Here is an 18,227-nt window from a genome sequence, read left to right on the forward strand (position 1 = left end):
GGGTGTCGGGTGTCGGGTGTGCAGTTGTGGGGGCAAACGCCGCGTGGGGTCACCGGTGGGTGCACACTCGGCGGACCACACTGCCGACCGCGCCCGGGACCGCGTCCGGCCGGCGCGATCGGCGTTCACCGCGGCGGCGTCTGGGACGCTGGTCTTTCACCCCGGTCACGTTGTCCCACGCCAACTGCAGGGCTCCCTCGCCGATCCAGCCGAACGTCGGGGGACGGTGCTAGCGGCCGAGCCAGCGGCCGACGGGCGGGAGGAAGAGCGCGGCGACGCCGACGAGCACCAGCCCGGCGTAGCCGAACGGTGCCCACCGCAGCACCCCGCCGGTGGTATCGCCGGCGTCGGCCATCAGGGACCAGAACCCGACCGCGGACGCGACGGATGCCGCCCCGATCGCCGCCAGCGCCATCCTGGCAACACGGCGTCGGCCGGCGAGCAGGTGCAGGCCGACGAGTGCCGCCACCGTCAGAACCGCCGCGACGCCGGCGCTGACCAGCAGGGTGAGCGAGACCGTGTCGGCGATGTCGTGGCGTGCGGCGTCGGGCTGCTCCTCCGCGAGCGTCGCCGCCAGCGCCTCGCGGACGGCGGAGAGGTCGAGCAGGGTGGCGGCGGCGATGCCGCCCAGGACGGCGAACGCGCCGTACCAGGCAGAGCGTGCGAAGGTCACCGCTCGTGGGGTCGACACCTCCCCGGCATCACCGCGCAGCGGCGCGACGGCGAACTCGGGACGGGGCGGTGGGGGTCGGTGCGGCGTCGGAGCGCGCGGTGCGTCGGGGCCGCCTGGTGTGTCCACACCTGGCATCGTATCCGCGCGTTGGCGCCGTCCGACGGTTCCGCGACTCCGGTGCCGGCGCGTCTGCCAGCTAAAAGTCGGCGCATCAGAGGAAATCTGCGGGAGTGGGAACAAACCGGGCATACGCCCCGTTGACCACTTCGACAGGATTGAGCGAGTTTGGCTCAAGTTTGGCTTGACTCTCAGAAACGAGCCGGGCAGACTTGAGCCGGAGACGCTCAGTCTTACTGAGTATTACTAAACCACTCCAGCACTACTCACCCCGGTGCGCCAAGGCCGGGGGTGCTGCAACCAGTAGGAGGAATCACTATGGCTCGTGCGGTCGGTATCGACCTCGGGACCACCAACTCGGTCGTTGCCGTCCTGGAGGGCGGCGAGCCGGTGGTGGTGGCCAACTCCGAGGGCGCGCGCACCACTCCGTCGGTCGTCGCCTTTGCCAAGAACGGCGAGGTGCTGGTCGGCCAGCCCGCCAAGAACCAGGCGGTCACCAACGTCGACCGGACCATCCGCTCCGTCAAGCGCCACATCGGCACCGACTGGAACGTGGCGATCGACGACAAGAAGTACACCGCGCAGGAAATCAGTGCCCGCACGCTGATGAAGCTCAAGCGTGACGCGGAGGCCTACCTCGGCGAGGAGATCACCGACGCGGTCATCACCGTTCCCGCCTACTTCGAGGACGCGCAGCGTCAGGCCACCAAGGAAGCCGGTCAGATCGCCGGCCTCAACGTCCTGCGCATCGTCAACGAGCCCACCGCGGCGGCCCTGGCCTACGGCCTGGACAAGGGCGAGAAGGAACAGACCATCCTGGTCTTCGACCTCGGCGGCGGCACCTTCGACGTGTCCCTGCTCGAGATCGGCGACGGCGTCGTCGAGGTCCGCGCGACCTCCGGCGACAACCACCTCGGTGGCGACGACTGGGATCAGCGGATCGTCGACTGGCTGGTCGAGAAGTTCAAGGCCAGCAGCGGCATCGACCTGACCAAGGACAAGATGGCCCTGCAGCGTCTGCGCGAGGCCGCCGAGAAGGCGAAGATCGAACTGTCCTCCTCGCAGTCCACCTCGATCAACCTGCCGTACATCACGGTCGACGCGGACAAGAACCCGCTGTTCCTCGACGAGCAGCTGACCCGCGCCGAGTTCCAGAAGATCACCTCCGATCTGCTGGACCGCACCCGCGCGCCGTTCCAGGCCGTCATCAAGGACGCCGGCATCGCGGTCAAGGACATCGACAACGTCGTTCTCGTCGGTGGCTCGACCCGTATGCCCGCCGTCTCGGACCTGGTCCGCGAGATGACCGGTGGCCGCGAGCCCAACAAGGGCGTGAACCCGGACGAGGTCGTCGCCGTCGGCGCCGCACTGCAGGCCGGCGTCCTCAAGGGCGAGGTCAAGGACGTGCTGCTCCTCGACGTCACCCCGCTCTCCCTCGGTATCGAGACCAAGGGTGGCGTGATGACCAAGCTCATCGAGCGCAACACCACCATCCCGACCAAGCGCAGCGAGACCTTCACCACGGCGGACGACAACCAGCCGTCCGTGCAGATCCAGGTCTTCCAGGGTGAGCGCGAGATCGCCTCGCACAACAAGCTCCTGGGCTCCTTCGAGCTCGCGGGCATCCCGCCGGCCCCGCGCGGCGTGCCGCAGATCGAGGTCACCTTCGACATCGATGCCAACGGCATCGTGCACGTGACCGCGAAGGACAAGGGCACCGGCAAGGAGAACACGATCAAGATCCAGGACGGCTCCGGTCTGTCCAAGGAGGAGATCGAGCGGATGGTCAAGGACGCCGAGGCGCACGCCGAGGAGGACAAGGCCCGCCGCGAGGAGGCCGAGGTCCGCAACCAGGCCGAGTCGCTGGTGCACCAGACCGAGAAGTTCATCAAGGACAACGAGGACAAGGTGCCGGCCGACGTGAAGGAGAAGGTCGAGGCCGCCGTCAAGGAGGCCAACGAGGCCCTCGCCGGCAGCGACATCGCCGCCGTCAAGTCCGCGGTCGAGAAGCTCTCCACCGAGTCCCAGGCACTGGGTGAGGCGATCTACAAGGCGCAGGCCGACGAGGCCGCAGCCTCCGGTGACGGCGCGGGCCCGAGCCAGGGCGACGACGTCGTGGACGCCGAGGTCGTGGACGAGCCGTCTGATCAGGACAAGAAGTGAGCGAGTTCGACGCCGCGCGCGATCCGTTGACAGCCGAGGGGCAGCCCTTGGACGTCGAGGTCACCCCGGCCGCCTCCGAGGAGGCGGCCGGGGCCGGCCAGCCCGAGCCCGCGGTCGACGACCTGACCAAGCTCACCGGCGAACTGGAGAAGGTCGGCACCGAGCTGGGCTACGCCAAGGCCGAGATCGCGAACATCCGGCGTAACAGCCTCGCCCGGATCGATCAGGCCGTGGCCTCCGAGCGAGCCTCGGTGGTCGGCAAGTTCCTGGACGTGGTCGACGACCTCGACCGGGCACGTGCCCACGGTGACCTGGAGTCGGGCCCGTTGAAGGCGTTGTCGGACAAGCTCTCCGGCGTCTTCGGCGGTCTGGGTCTGGTCGCGTTCGGCGACGAGGGCGATGCCTTCGACGCGGAACTGCACGAGGCCGTCCAGATGGAAGGCGACGGCGGCAACCCGGTGCTCGCGGCGGTCCTGCGCAAGGGCTACCGCCTCGGCGACCGGGTGCTGCGCACGGCAATGGTGACGGTCACCGACGGCGAGCCTGCGCCGCCGGAGTCCGAGCAGTAGTAGAACAGGAAACGACGAGAGGAGGAGACGCCCGGTGAGTCAGCGGGAGTGGATCGAGAAGGACTTCTACAAGGACCTGGGCGTCTCCTCTGACGCCACGGCCGACGAGATCAAGAAGGCCTACCGGAAGTTGGCGCGGGACCTGCATCCCGACGCCAACCCCGGTGACGCGAGTGCGGAGGAACGGTTCAAGGCCGTGAGCGAGGCGAATGCCGTGCTCTCGGATTCGGCCAAGCGCAAGGAGTACGACGAGGCCCGCCGGCTGTTCGCCAGCGGTGGCTTCGGTCGCGGCGCATACCCGCCGGGCGCCGAGTACACCACCGGCGGTGGCGGTTTCGGCGGCGGCGAATTCAACATCGGCGACCTCTTCGGTGGTGGCGCCAGCTACACCACCACCGGCGGCGACGGCGGCATCGGCGACCTGTTCGGTGGGCTGTTCGGCCGCGGGGGCGCGGGACGTGGGACCGCCACCAGCAGCCGGCCGCAGCGCGGCAGCGACGTCGAGGCACAGACCACGCTCCCGTTCCGCGACGCGGCACTGGGCGTGACGGTCCCGCTCCGGCTGACCAGTCCGGCGTCGTGCACCACCTGCCACGGCAGCGGCGCGAAGCCGGGCACCAGCCCGCGGGTGTGCCCGAACTGCAACGGAAGTGGCATCGTCAGCCGCAACCAGGGCGCGTTCGGGTTCAGTGAGCCCTGCGACGACTGCCGCGGCACCGGCTCGATCATCGACGACCCGTGCACCGACTGCCACGGCACCGGTGTGCAGAACCGCTCGCGCAGCATCACCGTCCGGATTCCCCCGGGCGTGAGCGACGGACAGAAGATCCGGCTCGCCGGACAGGGCGAGGCGGGGCTCCGCGGTGCGCCGTCCGGTGACCTCTACGTCACCGTGAACGTCAAGGCGGACAAGGTGTTCGGCCGCAACGGCGACGACCTGACGGTCACCGTCCCGGTCAGCTACGGCGAACTGGTGCTCGGCACCACGCTGTCGGTGCCGACCCTGGAGGGCCGCGTCGGCGTCAAGGTACCGCCCGGCACCGTCGACGGCCGGACCCTGCGGGTGCGCGGCCGAGGCGTGCACAAGCGTGGCGGCGGCGCGGGAGACCTGCTGGTGACAGTGAAGGTGGCGGTGCCGCAGAACCTCGACGACTCGGCCACCGAGGCGTTGCGTACCTACCTCGAGGCCGAGAAGGCCAGCGGCTTCGATCCGAGGGCGGACTGGGCCGGCGCCTGATGTCTGCCCCCTCGACCAATCGGAGGTGACCCACGATGCAGGACCAGTTTCCGTACCAGGCTGACCCGCCGGACCCGGACGCGCAGATCTTTGCCATCTCGATGGCCGCCGAGTTGGCGGGGATGCATGCGCAGACCCTGCGCAACTACGACCGACTGGGCCTGGTCACGCCGCACCGGACCACCGGCGGCGGCCGTCGCTACTCGCCGCGGGATGTCGCCCTGCTTCGTGAGGTGCAGCGCCTGTCGCAGGACGAGGGCGTCAACCTGGCCGGGATCAAGCGGATCATCGAGTTGACCAACCAGGTGGAGGCGCTGCAGCGCCGGGTCACCGAGATGGCCAACGAGATCGCCCAGGTGCATGCGAGCTACCGACGCGACCTGGTGCCGGCACCGCGCAACAACGCGCTCGTGGTCTGGAAGCCTCGCCACCTGCGCTGACTGCACCACCCGAACATCGGAAGGCCCGGTGCCGCCGTCGTTCCAGTAACTCTGGAGCGGCGGTGGCACCGGGCCTTCTTGTCGTCGTGGCGGTCAGTTGAAGGGGCAGCCGGTGCCCTGCGCGCGGACCACGAAGTTCGGCCGGACGTCGAGGTCGGGTTCGTCGTAGAGCCGGTGGAATGTCGGCGTCAGCGACGACGACATCGGTGGGTTGATCCACGACCAGTCGGTGGGGCAGGCGCGGCCGGCCTCCTCCTCGCGGCCGACGAAGTCCAGGAACTGCCGGGCGACGGTGTGGTGGTCGACCATGATCACCCCGGCCTCCCGGTAGCTGTGGATCACGGCGCGGTTCAGCTCGACCAGCGCCCGGTCCTTCCACAGGGTGCGGTCCGAGCGCATGTCGAGCCGCAGCTTCCGGGCGATCGTGGGCAGCATGTCGTACCGGTCGGTGTCGCTGAAGTTGCGGGCACCCACCTCGGTGCTGACGTACCAGCCGCTGAACGGGGCGCACGGGTACGTGAGGCCGCCGATCTCCAGGTCCATGTTCGCGACGGCGGGTACCGCGTGCCACTTGAGGCCCAGCCCCGCGAACCACTTGTAGTTCGGGTGCACGAGCGGGACTTCGAGGATCAGGTCCTCGGGCACCTCGAACCACTGCAGCGGCTCGTCGGGGACCGAGATCAGCAGCGGCAGGACGTCGAAGCGGGTGCCCGCGCCCTTCCATCCCATCTCCGTCACCTGCTCGGTGAGGGCGACGTGCCACGGGTCGCCCGTGATGCTGCCGTCCTCGTTGCGGTACCCCGCGTAGCGGATGAGCTGGGGGCTGACGATGCGGAACTCCCTGCCGTCCGGGAGCGGTCGCGGGCCGATGGTGATCACCGACTGCAGGGCGCCGCCGTTGGTCGCCGTCCGCAGGTGCTCCCAGCAGGCCTGCGCCAGCGCCTCCGCGGTGACCGCGTCCCGGGCGTCGATCAGCTTGAGTGTCCGCCAGTGGTTTCGGCCGACGCACCGTGCATGGTTCCGCCACGCGAGCTTGGCCCCCACCAGCAACTCCTCGGCGGTGTGCTCGTAGCGGCCGGTGAGGGCCAACTCGTCGAGCACCTCCGCCGCCCGTGCCGCCGGCAGGTGCGCCAGTTCCGGCTGCCGATAGAAATCGGTGCACTCGGCCAGCCGACGTTCGACCTCGGCGGTGGACGGTGCGGGCCTGCGCGCGACCTCTCGATCGCGTGCCATCTCCTCCCCGAAGGCAACTTTCACGACTGCGAATTCTCCATTCTCGGTAGAGACGTACTGCGGGGCCGACGCGTCAGTACGCCGGGCCTCGAGAACCCAGTTTGTCACGCCTGAAACCGGCAGAACCCGTTCGCCCGCAGCGGTTCTGCAGAATCGGCGGGACGCATGGCGACCGGGGGGGAGGTGGTCGGTAGGTGCCGGAACATTCGCTCGGCCCGGTGCCGGCGTCGCCCACGGCGTCGGGTGCAGTGTCGTTCGAGCCGGTCCGGACGGGCGTTGCGCCAGGTGGATGCGCTGCGGGGGACTTGTCGGGTCCGCGTCGCGCAGATTTGCTACGCGGTTGCCGGTGTTTCGTTTGCAGACCGAACAACCACATCTGTTTCATTGGTGACGTCGGCTCGCTAGACTTCGTTTCAACCCCGCGGCGATCGCCGGGGCCCGCGACCTACCGGATACTGCGGCAGGCCGCGTTTGTATGCGAACGGGGACTCCTGCGGTGGATTCAACGACAATTTCGCTTGTCCGGACGACGTTCAAGGACGTCGCCGCGGTCGAGGACGGCCCGGCGAGGCTGACCCGCGACTTCTACGCAACCCTTTTCGCTCAGAGCCCTGCGGCGCGTGAGTTCTTCCCCGCCGCAATGGACGTCCAGCGAGACCGCCTGGTACAGGCGATCGCCTACGTCGTCGACAAGCTCGACGAACCCGAACGGATCCTGCCGTTCCTCGCCCAGCTGGGTCGCGACCACCGTAAGTACGGCATCGAGGAAGCCCACTACATCGCGGTCGGCAACGCCCTGATCACCGCGCTCAGGCAGTTCGCGGGCAACGAGATGTGGACCGAGGAGGTCGACAACGCGTGGCGCGAGGGCATCGCGCTGATCGCCTCGACCATGATCGACGCCGCGAACAACGAGGCGGGCCCGCGGACCTGGACCGGCACCGTCGTCGAGCACAAGCAGGTGCTGCGCGACGTCGCGGTGGTCCGGCTCCAGCTGGACCAGCCGATGGCCTACGGCGCCGGCCAGTACATGAGTGTGAGCGTGCCTGGCCGGCCCCGGATGTGGCGTTACCTCTCGCCCGCGATCCCGTCGAACAGCGAGGGGCAGATCGAGTTTCACGTCCGTCGCGTCTCCGGCGGCTGGGTCAGCCCGGCGATGGTCGGCCAGACCCACCTCGGCGACACCTGGGTGATGGGCAGCCCGCTCGGCGCACTCGGTGTGGACCGGACCCAGGACCGCGACATGCTGATGATCGGCTCCGGCACCGGCATCGCGCCGCTGCGGGCGCAGCTGATGGAGATGGCCATGCGCGGCGCCAACCCGCGGGTCCATCTGTTCGTCGGTGGCGTCTACCCGTGCGACCTCTACGACATCGAGACGCTCTGGCAGCTCTCGCAGACCAACCCGTGGCTCACCGTGGTGCCGGTGTCCGAGGAGGTCGCGAACCCGTGGTGGCACCTGGACCCGATCCCCGAGCCGCCGTCGGGCATGCACCAGCGACTGATCGGCAAGCTCGGCGAGGTCGTCGCCGACTTCGGCACATGGGCCGACCGGGACGTGCAGATCGTCGGTTCCAACGCGATGATCCAGACCACCAAGTTCCGGCTGCTCGCCGGGGGCACCCCGGCGGAGAACATCCGGCACGACCCGCTGAACTGACCCGCACGTCGCCGGCCGTCCGTCCCCTCAGTCGCCCGGCAGGATGTTCACCGCGCGGGCCGCGACGAGACCGGCCACGACCAGCGGCACCAGCGCCTGGCTGGTCGTCAACGCCTTGGCCCAGCGCGAGAGCGGCATGGTGTCGGTCAGCCAGGTCGATGCACCCGACGCGAGGACGGTCGTCGCCGCCACGCCGCTGCCGGTGAGGATGAAGTCGATTCGCGCGCCCGCCGGGGCGTCCGACTCACCCGTCCTCTCGGTACCCGCCTCGTCGTCGGTCACCCCGCCGTGATCCCCGTCCCTGTCGGTTCCGCGCATGACGTCGGGCGGGTCGGCGTCGTGTCCCCGGTCGAAGGCTGCCGGCTGCAACGTGGCGACAATCACCAAGTGGGGCCCCGGGTGGGCTGCGCCACTAGCGCAATGCGCTCCAGTCAATTATTGTCGACACTAATAACCGACGAGGACATGGAGTCGTAGATGCGTGCAGCACGGATTCTCCCCCACGAAGACGGCGGCAAGGTTGCGGTCGTCGAGGTACCCACCCCGACGCCCGGGCCCGGCGAGGTCCTCGTCCAGGTCAAGGCATCCGCGCTCAACCGCGGCGAGATTCTGCAGGCCGGCCGGGTTCTCACGGGGGAGCCGCAGCCCATCGGCGTCGAGTTCGCGGGCGTGGTCGCCGCCGTCGGCGCGGAGGTCACGCAGTGGCTGCCCGGCGACAGGGTGATGGGCCACGGCAACGGCGGCCAGGCCGAGTACTTTCTCGCCGCGCCGCTCGCGTTGATGCGGGTCCCCGAAACGGTGTCCTGGGTTCAGGCCGGGGCCTTCCCCAACGTCTTCACCACCGCGCACGACGCGCTGATCACCAACGGCCGACTGGCCGAGGGCGAGACGGTGCTGGTGAACGCCGGGTCCAGCGGGATCGCACTGGCCACGATCGAGATCGCCAAGGCGATGGGCGCCGGCGCGGTCATCGCCACCACCCGCTCCGAGGACAAGGCCCAGCAGCTTCGTGACTTCGGGGTGGACCACGTGATCGACGTGAGCGTCGAGAACCAGGTCGAGGCCGTCAACGCCATCACCGGCGACCACGGCGTCGACATCATCATCGACTCCGTCGGCGGCACCGTGTTCGAGGACAACCTCAACTCGCTGGCCGTTCAGGGCCGGCTGGTGAACATCGGCAGGCTCGGCTCCAGCACGTCCACCATCGACCTGAACGTGCTGTGGCTCAAGCGCCTGAAGCTGATCGGCGTCACCTTCAAGACCCGTACCGAGGACGAGCGCGTCGCCTGCATCCAGGATTGCGCCCGCGACCTCCTCGGGCCGCTCGCCGCCGGAAAGCTGCGGACCCCGATCGACCGCACCTACGCCCTCGACCAGATCGCCGACGCGCACTCGTACATGGCGACCGACCGGCACTTCGGGAAGATCGTGCTGGTCGTCGACGACGGCGAGGACGGGCAAGCGTGAGGATCGCGTCGCACCTGGAGAAGTTCGACCGGCTCACCGACCTGCGGGACCGGCTGGACCCGCTCGAGGACTTCGAGCTCTGGTACTGGACGACGCTGACGGCCAGCACCAACGCCTACAACGCCAGCCTGCACCTGGCGGGACTGACCGACGACGACTCGGTCTTCTCGACGGTCCCGGGCGTGCACCTCGTTCGGCAGGCGGACGGTGGCTACGCGCGGGAGCTCCGCGGCCCCGGCGACGTGAGCCACGTCGGCTGGCCCAGCATCCCGGGTCCGATCCCGGAGGACATCCGCTGCATGGAGTACTCGATCGAGGCGATCGAGGAGTACAGCGACCCCTGCCTGCGGGGCGACAGTGAGCTGACCCTGCAGATCATCGCCGAGTGCGAGCGCGCGTTCGCCGAGATCGCGAAGACCCTCGCGAACCGGGCCGCACCGGCCATCCCGAACGACCGCGCCGCCGTCGGATCCTGACGGCGCCGACGACGGCGGACACACACTGCGCACATCCCCACACGAACACACACTCGACACTCCCTCGGAGGTTTCCGTGCAAGGCCAGATGATGCAGCAACCACTCCTCGTGTCCTCGCTGATCACACACGCGGCACGGCACCACAAGGATCAAGAGATCGTCTCGCGCCGCGTCGAGGGCGACATCCACCGCTACACCTTCGGCGAGATGGCGGTCCGGGCCAAGAAGCTCGCGCAGGTCCTCGGGCGGCTGGGCGTCGAGCCCGGAGACCGGGTCGGAACCCTGGCCTGGAACGGGTACCGCCATCTCGAGCTCTACTACGCGGCATCCGGCTCCGGTTCGATCCTGCACACGCTGAACCCGCGCCTGCACCCGGACCAGCTCGAGTGGATCATCAACGACGCCGCAGACAAGGTGCTGTTCTTCGACCTGACCTTCCTGCCACTGGTGCGGGACCTGGCGCCGAAGCTGACGAGCGTCAAGCACTTCGTCCTGATGTCGGACCGCGACCACCTGCCGGCGGACCCCGCCTCGATGCTCGCCTACGAGGACCTGGTCGAGGCGGAGTCCGGCGACTACGAGTGGCCCGTCTTCGACGAGAACACCGCGTCGTCCCTGTGCTACACCAGCGGCACCACGGGAAACCCCAAGGGCGTGCTCTACAGCCACCGCTCGACGGTGCTCCACTCGTACGGGGTGGCGATGCCCGACTCGATCGGCATCTCCGCCCGCGACAGCGTGCTGCCGGTGGTGCCGATGTTCCACGTGAACGCATGGGGCATCCCCTACACGGCGTGCATGGTCGGAGCGAAGGTCGTCTTCCCCGGCGCGGAGATGGACGGCGAGTCCCTCTACGAGCTGCAGGAGGCGGAGGGTGTGACGTTGTCCGCGAGCGTCCCCACCGTGTGGCAAGGGCAGTTGCAGTACCTGGAGGCGAGCGGTCGGCGTCTGAGCACCCTGCAGCGGGCGGTGATCGGCGGCGCCGCGTGCCCGCCGGCCATGCTCCGTACGCTCGAGGAGGACTACGGGATCACCGTGATCCACGGCTGGGGCATGACGGAGACCAGTCCGTTCGGCACTGCCTCCGTGCTCAAGGCACGCAACCTCCAGGGCACCAGGGAGGAGCGGTATGCGGTGCAGGGCAAGCAGGGTCGGTGCGTGTTCGGCATCGACCTGAAGATCATCGACGACGAGGGCCGGGAGCTCCCGTGGGACGGCGCCACAGCCGGGCACCTGATGGCCCGCGGACTCTGGGTGATGTCGCGGTACTACAACCGGCCCGACACCGACCCGCTCGTCGACGGGTGGTTCGCAACGGGCGACATCGCCACGATCGATGCCGACGGGTTCATGCAGATCACCGACCGCAGCAAGGACATCATCAAGTCCGGCGGCGAGTGGATCAGCTCGATAGAACTGGAGAACATCGCGATGGGCCACCCGGGCGTCGCGATGGCCGCGTGCATCGGTGTGCCCCATCAGAAATGGGACGAGCGGCCGCTCCTCGTCGCGGTCCGCAAGCCCGGGGCCGACGTCGGTGAGACCGATCTCCTCGAATTCTTCGCGGGCAAGATCGCCAAATGGTGGACCCCCGATGCGGTGGTGTTCGTGGACGCACTTCCCATGGGCACCACCGGCAAGATCGTCAAGGCCCCGCTACGACAGCAGTTCCAGCACCACCTCGCCGCGGACCGGAGCCCCGAGTCCGTCTAGCGGCGTACGGCGGCGTGCACGGATCCCTCAGCCTGCAACGCACTCGGGTGAGTGTCTCAATCGAAGGGATGCAAGTGGGCAGGAACAGAACCGAGGATGTGCCGGACCTGTCCGCGCTGTCGTTCCCGCAGAACGAGATAATGACCGCGGTCGAGCAGGCAGTGCTACGCAACGGGGGCGCGCGTGTGACGGCGTCGCTGGCCGAGCAGATAGCCGCGAAGTTGGCCTGGTTGATCACCATGGGCCGGGTGGGGACCGGGCAACGCCTCGTGGAGCAGGACGTCAGCGCGACGCTGGGGGTCAGCCGCGCGCCGGTTCGCGAGGCGTTGAGAATCCTCGAGCGGGACCGTCTGGTGGAGTTCCGCTCCCGGAAGGGTGCGATGGTGAACGCGCTCAGCAAGCGTGACCTCGAAGATGTCTTCGCCGTGCGCAGACTGCTTTACGGAACGTTCCTGCGCGAAGCAATGACGACGCAGTGGGGTGATGTCAAGAACGTTCTCGACGATCACATCCCCAGGATCCTGAGAGACGCGAACGATTCTGTCGAGCAGTACGTTGCCGATACCTTCCTGATGAACTGCGCGCTGTTCGAGATCTCGCAGAACCGCATACTCGCCGAGCTCCTGCAGTCGGTGTCGTTGCAGACGATGCGATACGTCCGGGTGGGGCTCGCCTCGCATCCGAGCGAGATGCCGAAGTACGTGGAGAGTTGGACGACGCTGCAGGCGGCGGTCGACGCCAAAGAGGTGGATCGTGCGGTCGAGATAGCGGAGCGGAGAATCGACAGGATCCGCGAGGCGGCACTCGACGCGCTCGATTCCGGAGGGGGCGTGGAAGGCGACGCAGGAGCGGGCTGACCGCGCCGTGTCCGAGGTAGTCGCCATGTGAAAACTCCTGTCCTCGGCCAGATCTCGGCGGACCTGGCGACCTCCGTGGCACTGGCGACGAGTGCGTCGAACTGCTTCACGGTGGTCGGGCCGTGCGACGTGGCATTCCCGGCCGTGTCCGCGGGATGTCTTGCGCGCCAACAGATCGGCATCGCGCAGATCGAGCTGATCGGGGGGCTCTCTTGGGTTGGCTCTCCCGTTTGTGGTTGTGCGGGTGGTAGATTCGCGATTGCCGACACGTCGTTGATACGAGTCGCCGCAATCGCAGGCCGGCATGCCGTGGAATCGCACGGAGTCGAAGTGTCGGCCCTCTTTGCGTCTGGTGGCGAGCGACGTTGTGAATCAGACAGATCTCCGTCGGCTGTCCGCCCCTCCCGGCCGACCCGCATGACGCGGAAGCCGCATCGACCGAGTCGGTCTCAACGGGGCAATCCAACTGTGAGAGAACAGGTGCGGGATGAGAGCAGTATCGATCGTCGATGACGGGGCTGACGGCCGTTTGGCCGTGATCACCACCGAAGACCCCCAGCCTTCCGCCGGCGAGATCGTGATCGACGTCGCGGGCGCGGGGGTCAACCGTGCGGACGTCACGCAGCGGCGGGGCGGCCGCAACGTCCCGCCCGGGGCGTCGCCGCTCCCGGGCCTGGAGTGCGCGGGCACCGTGAGCGCCGTGGGCGCGTCGGTCGCCCAGTGGAAGGTCGGCGACAGAGTCTGCGCGATCATGACCGGTGGCGGGTATGCGGAGAAGGTGGTGGTACCGGCCGGTCAGGTGATGGCCGTGCCACCGTCGGTCTCACTGGTCGACGCGGCCGCGCTTCCTGAGGCGATGGCCACGGCGTGGTCCAACCTCGTCGGACTGGGCAGGCTCACGGCGGGCGACCGACTGCTGGTGCACGGCGGTGCGAGCGGGGTCGGCACGATGGCCATCCAGCTGGCGAAAATGCTCGGCGTGGAGGTGTTCGCCACGGTGGGCGACGACCGTAAAGCGGCCATATGCCGCGACCTGGGTGCGCGGGCGGTGTTCAACTATCGCAGTGAGGATTTCGTCGAACGGGTCCAGGACGAGACCTCGGGGGCCGGCGTCGACGTGGTGCTCGACGTGGTCGGAGCCGACTACTTGCAACGCAATGTCGAGGCGCTGGCATTCGGCGGCAGGTTGGTGATGATCGGCCTGCAATCCGGATCTCTCGGCGCCCTCGACCTGCGCGAGGTGGTGCGTAAACAAGTCTGTGTCACGGGGTCGTTGTTGCGTCCCAGGTCCGTGGCCGAGAAGACCCAGATCGTGGGCGAGATTGCCACCCATGTCATGCCCTGGGTCCGTGACGGCTCGGTCGTGCCGGTGGTGGACTCGCGATTCACTTTCGGTTCCGCAGGGGATGCTCACGCGCTGATGGAATCGTCCGCGCACATTGGCAAGATCCTGCTCGTGCCGGCGTAGCGGTAGGCGCTTCATCGAGGCCGCGCCGCACTGGGTGGGCGCGGGCGAGCGCCGCTCGGGCCGCCTCTCCGGCAACGGAGCGGCGGCCCGAGTCGCGCGGCGGGTCCATCTATTTACGCTGGTAGGACCATGTAGTGGCGGCAAAAACGCGCGGGATCGTTAGGTCCATTTTAGGTGTCGACATTAATTAAAGTCTCTGCTACGTTGTGACGGGCACCACAGAAATCGTGTGATGTGGCGCATCTCAAACCGTTTGCCTTGGCAGACCCGCAGGACCAAAAACCGCAGACTGAGGAGTAGCCGTGAGCCTTCGCGTGACCCCCCTTACCGGATCGATTGGTGCAGCTGTCGACGGTGTGCAGCTCGATGATCAGCTTGGCGAGAGCGTCCTCACGGAGTTGCGTGAGGCCTTCAAGGCGCACTGTGTCCTGGTGTTCCGTGGCCAGTTCCTCAAGCCGGCCGAACAGGTGCAGTTCGGCCGACTCTGGGGAGAGCCGGAAGTCACGGCAATGTTGACGCCCATGGAGGGGCACCCCGAGCTGATCCAGCTGACCAATGTCAAGAAGTCGACGACGGCCACCGAGGCCTGGCACTTCGACGGGCCCTTCAACAAGGTTCCACCGAAGATCTCGATCCTCTCCGCGATCACCATCCCTGCCGGTGGCGACACCATGTGGTCGAACCAGTACCTGGCCTACGAGAGGTTGTCCCCCGGACTGCGAAAGACGTTGGACACGCTCAATGTTCGCTTCAGGGGCCGTCGGCTCGGGCGCATGTTCAACGTCGCGGAGGAGGAGTGGCCCACCGCCGTGCATCCCATGGTCCGCACGCATCCGGAGACCGGTCGCAAGGCCCTCTTCGTCGGACACCGCGACAACGTCTGTATCGACGGCTGGACGCAGGAGGAGAGCGAGGCCCTGATGAGCTTCGTCTACGAGCAGTCCGGCACCCCCGACAACGTCTACCGGCACATGTGGCAGGAAGGGGACGTTGTCATGTGGGACAACCGCTGCACCATGCACTACGCGATTCACGACTACGGGGACCAGGAACGCGTCCTGAACCGAATCACCCTGCACGGAGAGGTGCCGGCGTAGCGCCGACATCTTGTTTCAAATCCGCCCCTCACGGTTTTGAAACTGCTTGGGGCCGTTGCACACGGCGCAATCGGACTCGAGCTGCCCACGGCGTCTGGACTGCGGGCGAATTTTAGGAACGTCAATGTTTGGAATCGATTCCAGGCAGACCGAGTGGAGTAGCAATGACGACAACCGATCAACACTCTGCCGTGTCATCGGCACCAACAGTGTCACCGGAGAAGCCCAGTCGATGGTGGACGAACCGGGAGACGTGGACAGTTCGTGGCTGGCAACTCGTTGTCCTGGCGGCTTGGCTGGGGCTCTGGCAGATAACCGCGGCGAACCAGTTGATGGATCCCGTGCTCGCCAAGACCCCAGCTCAGTCCTGGGACTACTTCGTCGGCGCGCTCAAATCCGGTGAGCTGATGGATAATACGGGCTACACAATGATGGCCGTGATCATCGCCTGGGTGTTGGCCGGGGCGGTGGGCGTCGTCGCAGGGTTGGCGCTGGGTCTGTTGCCCCGAGTGGAGCGGGTGCTGACGCCGTTCCTCGACGCCGCCAACGCGATGCCCCGCATCGCTCTGGCGCCACTGTTCATCGTCGCCTTCGGCATCAACACCACCGCCAAGGTGGCGCTCGCCGCGACCTTGGTGTTCTTCATCGTCATGTCCAGCGCCCGGGCCGGCGTGCGGTCCACCGACGCGGAATGGCTGCGGTTGTCGGCCGTACTCGGCGCGAGCAAGCCGCAGGTCTTCTTCAAGGTGCTCTTTCCGGTCGCGACGCCGGCCATCTTTGCGGGACTGCGGCTGGGCCTCATCTACTCCCTGCTGGGTGTGGTGGGCTCCGAGCTGATCTCGGCGCGAAACGGCCTCGGACAGTTGGTCGCCACCTACTCGGCGACCTACCGCATGGAGGCGGTGTACGCCATCTTGATCTTCCTGGCGGCCATCGCCGTTGTGCTCAACCAGGCGATGGGTGTCGCGGAGCGCAGGCTGCTGCGTTGGCAGCCCCCCGCCGACAAGTAGTCGAATCCCAATGCCCCACTTCGAGTCTGGAGAAAGTTCGATGAGCGTTACTACCGGTATTGAGGGGCGAACCGCCTTGGCGACGCCGAAGGCCCCGGCCAAGAATGCGATCGTGTTCGAGGACGTCCGCGTGACGTTCCCACACCCGCAGGGGGGCACGAAGACCGTGCTCTCCGAGGTGAACCTGAACATCCCGGCGGGCGAGTTCGTCGCGATCGTGGGGCGAAGCGGCTGTGGCAAGACGACGCTCCTCAACATGGCTGCCGGCCTGGTCGAGCCCTCGGCCGGCAAGGTCTCCGTGATGGGCAAACCGCCGCGAGACGGGCGCTCGCACCTCGGCTTCATGCTGGCGCGAGATGCGCTGTTCCCGTGGCGCAACGCCGTGCGCAATGTCGAGTACGGGCTGGAACTGCGCGGGATCGGCCGCGCCGAGCGCAAGGCCACGGCTCGACGTTGGCTCAAGGCAGTGCATCTGGGAGACAGTGAGGGCCTGTTTCCCTGGCAGCTCTCGCAGGGCATGCGTCAGCGTGTCGCCCTCGCCCGCACCTGGGCGCTCGACCCAGATGTGTTGCTGATGGACGAGCCGTTCGCGGCGCTGGATGTCAACACCCGGACTTCCGTGCAGCAGGAGTTTCTCGAGCTGTGGCAGCGCGAGGCGCACCGCACCGTCCTGTTCGTGACACACGATCTCGGCGAGGCCGTCGCGCTTGCCGACCGGATCGTGCTGATGGGCGACGGTCAGGTTCTCGACGACGTCCGAGTGGGCATCCCCAGGCCTCGTGACCTGTCCACGATCACCACCGACCCCCGCTACATCGAGGTCTACGAACGGATGCGCAAGCGGCTCCACTGAGTCGACCTGCCAGCAATGTCGGCAGCCAGCAACAGAACCTATCGAGGAGTACCTGTGAAGTATCGAAGTCGTTCCCTCGCGGTGGCCGTTGGCGCGGTATCCCTTGCCGCGTCCCTGGTGGCCTGCGGAAGTGCCCAATCGGCCGGCGTCAACGAGGATGGACAGAAGCAGCTCATCGTCGGCAGTATGCCCAGCAACTCGCTCGCCTTCCCCTACACCGTCGCGAGAGAACAGGGATTCTTCGCGGACGAGGGCATCGTGACGGAGACCGTCGACGCCAAGACCGGCCCGGAACTGACGGCCACCTTGATCGGCGGTTCGACGCAGATCGCGGTGGGCACTCCGGAGAACGTGATGTCGGCGATGGATCAGGGGCAGGACCTGGTCGCCATCGCGCCGTTCGGGAAGATCGACATGCAGCTGGTAGTGCCCGCACAGTCCGGGATCACGGACTTCAAGCAGCTCGAGGGCAAGCAGCTCGGCGTTGTCCAGCGCGGCTCGTTCGCGGAGAAGTTCGCGCGAGCCGTGCTCGCAGAGAACGGGGTGGATCCCGAAAGTGTCACGTACGTGGCTGTCGGCAGCGGCGCGACGATGGAGCCCGCGTTGCGCGCCGGGAAGATCGACGCCGTTGTCGCTACCGGATCGTCCGTCGTGCTGGTGAGGTCGCACGGGCTGGACGTGAAGACGATGGTGAACACGATGGACGGCACCAACACCAAGTTGGGTGATTATGCGCTGCAGACGTTCTGGGGTGTCACCGGAGCATTCAAGAAGGCGAATCCCGAGGCGGTCCTCGGATTCTGCAAGGCCATGAACAGGGCGGCCGCGTGGATCCGCGACGATGCCAACCGGGCGACGGGTGTCGCCTCGTTGGGCAAACTTCTGGATGTGACACCGGAGGCGGCAGAACAGATCTGGGACTCGACCAACCAGTCCTGGTCGCCCAGCGTCACCGCCGAGCAGTGGGGGAAGAACGTGGAGTGGATCCTGGGCGAGGGCTCGACCAGCCTGCCGTACGCGGATCGCGTGGATTCCAGCTGTCAGTGACCTGACCGCGCCGAACACCCGAAGACCCGGTGTCGCCGCCGTTCCTCCGGAGCGGCGGCGGCACCGGGTCTTCTGTCTGGCGCGGGCGGGGCGCACGGTCGGGCCCACTGAGCGGGACTTGTGTCTGTTTCGCCCGGTCAGCG

General features: G+C 67.5%; 17 protein-coding genes. 14 read left to right on the forward strand and 3 right to left on the reverse strand.

Annotation, left to right across the window (positions count from 1 at the left end; genetic code table 11):
- Window positions 1-229: 229 nt before the first annotated feature.
- On the reverse strand, window positions 230-799 hold the full coding sequence (locus RT2_RS23480) for a hypothetical protein (RefSeq protein WP_072847222.1): 570 nt from the start codon (window positions 797-799) through the stop codon (window positions 230-232).
- Window positions 800-1,108: 309 nt separating this feature from the next.
- Between RT2_RS23480 and dnaK the strand changes: the two genes are divergently transcribed.
- From dnaK to RT2_RS23500, 4 genes are read left to right on the forward strand one after another with little or no spacing between them, the layout of a single operon-like run.
- Complete coding sequence (gene dnaK, locus RT2_RS23485; protein WP_072847223.1) at window positions 1,109-2,953, forward strand: molecular chaperone DnaK; 1,845 nt, start codon at window positions 1,109-1,111, stop codon at window positions 2,951-2,953.
- The gene (gene grpE, locus RT2_RS23490; RefSeq protein WP_083577575.1) at window positions 2,950-3,522 is read left to right on the forward strand and encodes a nucleotide exchange factor GrpE; all 573 of its coding nucleotides are present in this window, start codon (window positions 2,950-2,952) and stop codon (window positions 3,520-3,522) included. The genes dnaK and grpE overlap by 4 nt, the downstream gene beginning before the upstream one ends.
- 34 nt (window positions 3,523-3,556) lie before the next feature.
- Window positions 3,557-4,759: a molecular chaperone DnaJ gene (gene dnaJ / locus RT2_RS23495; protein WP_072847224.1), complete on the forward strand. Its 1,203-nt coding sequence runs from the start codon at window positions 3,557-3,559 to the stop codon at window positions 4,757-4,759.
- 35 nt (window positions 4,760-4,794) lie between these two features.
- Window positions 4,795-5,199, forward strand: coding sequence for a heat shock protein transcriptional repressor HspR (locus RT2_RS23500; RefSeq protein WP_072847225.1), 405 nt, complete (start codon window positions 4,795-4,797; stop codon window positions 5,197-5,199).
- A 93-nt stretch (window positions 5,200-5,292) separates the two neighbouring features.
- On the opposite strand, the gene RT2_RS23505 is transcribed toward RT2_RS23500, so the two are convergent.
- Window positions 5,293-6,432 (reverse strand): nitric oxide synthase oxygenase, encoded by a 1,140-nt coding sequence (locus RT2_RS23505; RefSeq protein WP_072847226.1) that lies wholly within the window; start codon window positions 6,430-6,432, stop codon window positions 5,293-5,295.
- A gap of 496 nt (window positions 6,433-6,928) precedes the next feature.
- Here RT2_RS23505 and RT2_RS23510 point away from each other — a divergent pair, with 496 nt between their 5' ends.
- Window positions 6,929-8,092 (forward strand): FAD-binding oxidoreductase, encoded by a 1,164-nt coding sequence (locus RT2_RS23510; protein WP_072847227.1) that lies wholly within the window; start codon window positions 6,929-6,931, stop codon window positions 8,090-8,092.
- A 27-nt stretch (window positions 8,093-8,119) separates the two neighbouring features.
- Here the strand turns inward: RT2_RS23510 and RT2_RS23515 are convergent, their stop codons facing one another.
- Window positions 8,120-8,476: a hypothetical protein gene (locus tag RT2_RS23515; protein WP_072847228.1), complete on the reverse strand. Its 357-nt coding sequence runs from the start codon at window positions 8,474-8,476 to the stop codon at window positions 8,120-8,122.
- 93 nt (window positions 8,477-8,569) lie between these two features.
- Between RT2_RS23515 and RT2_RS23520 the strand changes: the two genes are divergently transcribed.
- From RT2_RS23520 to RT2_RS23560, 9 genes are all read left to right on the forward strand, one after another.
- Complete coding sequence (locus RT2_RS23520) at window positions 8,570-9,562, forward strand: zinc-binding dehydrogenase (protein WP_072847229.1); 993 nt, start codon at window positions 8,570-8,572, stop codon at window positions 9,560-9,562.
- Window positions 9,559-10,038 carry a hypothetical protein gene (locus tag RT2_RS23525; RefSeq protein ID WP_072847230.1) on the forward strand — a complete coding sequence of 160 codons (480 nt, stop codon included), beginning with the start codon at window positions 9,559-9,561 and terminating at the stop codon, window positions 10,036-10,038. The genes RT2_RS23520 and RT2_RS23525 overlap by 4 nt, the downstream gene beginning before the upstream one ends.
- A 76-nt stretch (window positions 10,039-10,114) precedes the next feature.
- The gene (locus tag RT2_RS23530; RefSeq protein WP_072847231.1) at window positions 10,115-11,752 is read left to right on the forward strand and encodes a 3-(methylthio)propionyl-CoA ligase; all 1,638 of its coding nucleotides are present in this window, start codon (window positions 10,115-10,117) and stop codon (window positions 11,750-11,752) included.
- Window positions 11,753-11,799: 47 nt separating this feature from the next.
- Window positions 11,800-12,609 (forward strand): GntR family transcriptional regulator, encoded by an 810-nt coding sequence (locus RT2_RS23535; protein ID WP_245709300.1) that lies wholly within the window; start codon window positions 11,800-11,802, stop codon window positions 12,607-12,609.
- A 487-nt stretch (window positions 12,610-13,096) separates the two neighbouring features.
- Window positions 13,097-14,077, forward strand: a complete 981-nt coding sequence (locus RT2_RS23540) for an NAD(P)H-quinone oxidoreductase (RefSeq protein WP_072847232.1) — start codon at window positions 13,097-13,099, stop codon at window positions 14,075-14,077.
- A gap of 302 nt (window positions 14,078-14,379) precedes the next feature.
- Entirely contained in the window at window positions 14,380-15,174 is a 795-nt protein-coding gene (locus tag RT2_RS23545) for a TauD/TfdA dioxygenase family protein (protein ID WP_072847233.1), read from the forward strand.
- Between the two features lie 332 nt (window positions 15,175-15,506).
- On the forward strand, window positions 15,507-16,184 hold the full coding sequence (locus RT2_RS23550) for an ABC transporter permease (protein ID WP_245709301.1): 678 nt from the start codon (window positions 15,507-15,509) through the stop codon (window positions 16,182-16,184).
- 40 nt (window positions 16,185-16,224) lie between these two features.
- Entirely contained in the window at window positions 16,225-17,037 is an 813-nt protein-coding gene (locus tag RT2_RS23555) for an ABC transporter ATP-binding protein (protein ID WP_083577577.1), read from the forward strand.
- A gap of 15 nt (window positions 17,038-17,052) precedes the next feature.
- Window positions 17,053-18,084: an ABC transporter substrate-binding protein gene (locus tag RT2_RS23560; RefSeq protein WP_083577578.1), complete on the forward strand. Its 1,032-nt coding sequence runs from the start codon at window positions 17,053-17,055 to the stop codon at window positions 18,082-18,084.
- Window positions 18,085-18,227 lie beyond the last annotated feature (143 nt).

It is taken from the genome of Rhodococcus tukisamuensis NBRC 100609 (assembly GCF_001894985.1).
GTDB classification, from domain to species: domain Bacteria; phylum Actinomycetota; class Actinomycetes; order Mycobacteriales; family Mycobacteriaceae; genus Rhodococcus_G; species Rhodococcus_G tukisamuensis.